Origin of the sequence: Bacillus sp. 196mf, from assembly GCF_003217275.1 — a bacterium.
GTDB classification, from domain to species: Bacteria; Bacillota; Bacilli; order Bacillales; family Bacillaceae_G; genus Bacillus_A; species Bacillus_A thuringiensis_S.
Window position 1 is genome coordinate 1 of the sequence record NZ_QJTG01000071.1, and the last position, 4,564, is coordinate 4,564.

Here is a 4,564-nt window from a genome sequence, read left to right on the forward strand (position 1 = left end):
TAGGTTTAATGCAAGCTATTTTTATTTTTTTATGGAGCCTATTATTTATTGTTCCAGGTATTATTAAATATTTTTCTTATTCCATGTCGTATTACGTATTAGTTGAAAATCCTGATTATACAGCAAGTGAAGCATTGAGAGAAAGTAAAAGAATAATGAAAGGACAAAAGTTAAAATTATTTGTTCTTTGGCTATCATTTATTGGTTGGTTTTTATTAGCTGCATTTATAGGAATGTTTACGTTTAATCTATCATTTATTTTCATTTCTCCTTATTACAATACAACTGTCTCACATTTTTACTTAAATTTAATTAAAAAACAGGATATTGGAGAAGCGAAGGTAAGTATATAAGTAGAAAGAAAGTATGTACAAGGAAAGTGTATACTATCTTGATAGTGGATATGCAATTAAGCATATCCATTTTTAAATATTATATTTAATGACTTAAGCTGCTGGTTCTATCATATTTATCTTGATTTGGGCAAGGATACCGCAAACGTGTTGCAAGTTGAAGTAAATAGGGCAAGGATACTTCCGCCTTTAATAAGTTTCGTTCGGCTTCTAAACGGGCATACTTTTCTTCTAACGTAAGCTCCTTCTCAAGAGTTCTTCCAGCGTTTTCGATACGTGTATCCCTTAAACCCAATACACCATTCTTTCTATAAGCAGCACGCCATCTATTTCCCGATGACATAACCCGTTTCATTCCAATCATATCTATATCAAAACCACATTCTTCAAAAATATTTCGAGGTAGCTTTCCTTTTTCATTTTCCTCAATAAAAATATGCTTAAATTCTTCTGTATAAGTGATATCTTTCTGACTTACAGATTTTACGTATAGGTTATTTGATAGAATTTAAATTTCTCTTTCTGTAAATAGCTTTTTTGTCATTTTCAACCTTCTCCGATCCCAATTTTCCTTTTATTATACAAGAAATACCCTATAGAATAGACTTTTTTCAAGTGTCTATTCTATAGGGTACATTTTATATTGAATATCCTTTTTTTATTTTATGGTGAAATATTATCTAAGATTTTTTAGAAACGGGTTTTGTTTTCGCTCAGTCTGAATATCTGTGATGTCTCCATGCCCACTTAAAACAAGTGTTTTTTCAGGCAGATTAAATAGTTTTTCTTGAATTGTTTTCATTAATCTATTTTGATCTCCTCCGATTATATCCGTTCGTCCAATACCACCTTTAAAAAGTACATCTCCTGAGATAATAATACTTTCATCTTTTATATAGTAAGATATACTTCCAGGTGAGTGCCCAGGGGTAAACAATACTTTGAATGCAAAGGAATCGATATGAATCTCTTCTTCTATTTCAATCAGATAATCTGCTGATTTTGCTGTAGTTTTAATTCTACCAGGTAGAGCAGAGCGATTTAATTCTGTGTTAGTGAGCCAATCCTGTTCTGCCTGATGAAGATACAAAGGGATATTCCACCTGCTTCTTACTTCATCTACTGCCCCAATATGATCAAAATGAGCATGAGTTAAAAGGATAGCTTTTGGGATTAAATCATGATTTTTTATGTATTGATTAATTTTGTCTGATTCGCCACCAGGATCAATTATTACACATGCTTTATCTTCATTAGATAAAATGTATGCATTTGCTTTAAGTGGTCCTACAGGAATTCGTTTCCATTTCATGTTGTACACTTCCTTTGCGTTTACATTACTGAAGTTACTATAAAATACAATTAGCACTTTACATTTAAAAAATTCTTTATTCTATCTTAAACTACTATTATCATTTAACATAATATTCTTGTAAAACTTGTCGCAAAAAGAAAGGTTGTTTAATAATTATTCTACTGAAATTGAACAACTTTATTATTCATAACCTGTATAGAATTAAAAAAAATTATGTTTTTATTACATCTTTAATAAATAAGTACCATGCTGATTAATAGATGCTTACTGTCTTTTAAAGAAAAAATTAAAAAACTTTATTATCCCTACACATTATTTAGTAAAAGGCATTTTGGGGGATAAGTCCCAATAAAAAAAGCCCTAAACAGGGCTAAATAATTTTCTTCATACCACATTGGCGACATTCTCTTAAGAAGATGAAATCTTTAACGGAACTTTTAAATGCGGTGTTGCCACAATTATCACAGCGACCACTGATTTTATTATCAAGACCTAAATCTAAAAAACACTTAAAATATAACGCTCCTAACATATTATATATGACTAACATGTTAGGAGCGTTTATTTTTGGTAATGAGTTTTGAAACTGAATTTAAATAGTATTTTTCTCTATCTGGATAGAAATAAGTAAAGTACAATAAACGGTCGTTTATAGGACTCCTTTGTCTTAATCTTTAAAAATCAAATAATTAATAAAAAATGACTTAGGAATAATTACTTAATTTGTCCTTATGAGAAATATCATTGCCAATGGAAATGAGAAATTTGTATAAATATATATAAAGAAATGATAAGGTTAGTATTGATATAGGGTATATATCTTAAACAATAGAATTGGAGGTAAATTTGTGAAAGTAATTAAGAAATTAATTTTAAGTTTTATGACATGTATTTTATTATTCAGTACATTAGGAACAACTTTTGCAGAACAAAATAGTCAAGGGAATTCATTATCTTTTATTGACGTACCTAAAACGCACTGGGCATATAAAGAAATGATGTATATGGCTGAGAATAAGATTATAACAGGCTACGGAAATGGGTATTTCGGTGCTGCGGATCCTATTACTCGCGAACATCTCGCCGCTTTCTTGTATCGGTATTTAAAACCACAAGATAATCCCAATAATCCCTTTGTTGATATTGGTGACAGCAATTTTAAAAAGGAAATTTTGGCACTTACTGCACGGGGCATATTTAGCGTAAATGTAGAAAAACAATTCAATCCGAAAAATAATATGACGCGTGCTGAAATGGCTGCAGTGCTTGTCAGAACATTCAATTTAAAACCACAAGGAAATTTTGAATTTAAAGATATGAAAGGTCACTGGGCCAACGAATATGTCAAAATATTAGCTGGGAACAAAATAACAAATGGCACTGGGGACGACAATTTTAATCCAAATGGAATTGTAACAAGAGAGCAATTTTCTATGTTCTTATATAGGACAATTATGAAAGTAACAGATATGAAAAATAATGAATCGGTCGTAACTTATAAAGAGTATGTCATACAACGACCGACTTTGTTATATAGTGAGCCTTCTTATTTGAAACAAGCAAACGATGACATCAATCCCCGTACTGTCACGGTAACAGAAGAAAAAGGGAATGGATGGAAGAAAATAAAAACGCAAAACGGAGAAAAATGGGTCGCACCAGAAGGACAAAAATATAATTTACAAGCCAATGTAAAAATGTATCTTAAGCCTTCAATAGAGGAAAAGAGTACGGGAGTATTGGGTGCGCAAATGGTAACGCTACTGGATGAGAAACCAGATGGTTGGAAAAAGGTTCTTACAGATAATGGTACGCGCTGGATTGCTCCAGAAGGTATAAATTATAAGGTGGAAAACTCACAAACCCTATATTCTTCACCAGATTATAAAAGTAAAACTGTAGGTAGTATTGCTCCCCAAACAGTCAAAGTTCTTGACGTACAGGATAAGGGTTGGCTGAAAATTAAAACCTATATGGGTGACACATGGATTGCACCTAAAGGTGTTACATACGACTTAAAACAAAATGTAGCACTATATAAAGGACCATCATTTCTAACAGAAAAAGAAATGTATGGTTTAATGCCGCAAACCGTAAATTTACTAGAAGATAGAGCTGATGGTTGGAAACGAATTAAAACGGCTTATGGGGATCGTTGGATTATTCCAGATGGCGTATTTTATCAAATTAAGAAACCCACTCAATTGTATAATAGATACGAATTTTATGAGCCACAAGGAAAAATTGATTCAGAAAAAGTCGCAATTATTGGTGAACAACCAGGCGGTTGGTACCAAATTAAAAGTTCAAAGGGCAAGCATTGGATTGCACCAAACGGTATTAAGTATAGAATGACAAAGGATTTACAGTATAAAGCGGTAAATGATATGATGAGCCCGGATATTGGTACCATTCCAAAAGGTACTATTGTTACCATGATAGAAGACGACAAAATTTTATGGAATGGTCAATACGTGTATGGGTTTTTAACATATTTTTCAAGAGAACCTATTGAAAAAATAGATTGGTATAAGTACACAAGACAACCTAACGTATACGCTTCATTATCCCAAATAAAGAATGTAGTTACAAATGGACATGATGACGCTATTAGTAAGCAAGAATGGGATGATATAACGAAGTGGCTATCTGAACCTCCAAAGCAAATTGAGTTTGATTTCACCAATGATTTTGATTATACAGAATTCAATAAGCTTATGGGAGAAGCCGATAAACATTTAAAGTCTAGTAATGCAATATTTGACAAGGTATTTATTGAAATCAATGACGCAATACGTCTTGCAAATGAAGGCATGCAACAAATGATTGAAGGACTTAATGGAACGAATTCAGCGAATAAAGGCATGATTGAAGCTATTAATTCAGCAAATGAAGG

Annotated in this window: 3 protein-coding genes and 2 pseudogenes; 2 read left to right on the top strand and 3 right to left on the bottom strand. The window is 31.9% G+C overall.

What is annotated here, in order from left to right:
* The coding region (locus tag ATL10_RS30220; protein ID WP_142670040.1) for a DUF975 family protein at positions 1-353 on the top strand (353 nt) is incomplete at its 5' end.
* Between the two features lie 172 nt (positions 354-525).
* Here ATL10_RS30220 and ATL10_RS30225 read toward each other — a convergent pair.
* From ATL10_RS30225 to ATL10_RS32100, 3 genes and pseudogenes are all read right to left on the bottom strand, one after another.
* Positions 526-861 (bottom strand): annotated as a pseudogene (locus tag ATL10_RS30225) (HTH domain-containing protein); the annotation flags it as partial.
* A gap of 168 nt (positions 862-1,029) precedes the next feature.
* A complete protein-coding gene (locus ATL10_RS30230) occupies positions 1,030-1,665 on the bottom strand; it encodes an MBL fold metallo-hydrolase (RefSeq protein ID WP_110498300.1) in 636 nt (211 codons plus the stop codon).
* Between the two features lie 373 nt (positions 1,666-2,038).
* A pseudogene (locus ATL10_RS32100) lies at positions 2,039-2,140 on the bottom strand (DUF8096 family protein); the annotation flags it as partial.
* A gap of 376 nt (positions 2,141-2,516) precedes the next feature.
* Between ATL10_RS32100 and ATL10_RS32105 the strand changes: the two are divergent.
* Positions 2,517-4,564 (top strand): S-layer homology domain-containing protein (locus ATL10_RS32105; RefSeq protein ID WP_258375846.1); only part of this gene is annotated, 2,048 nt, incomplete at its 3' end.

Excerpts from the sequence above, each read along its gene's own strand:
- ATL10_RS30230 (WP_110498300.1), bottom strand. The coding sequence starts at position 1,665 with ATGAAATGGAAACGAATTCCTGTAGGACCACTTAAAGCAAATGCATAC.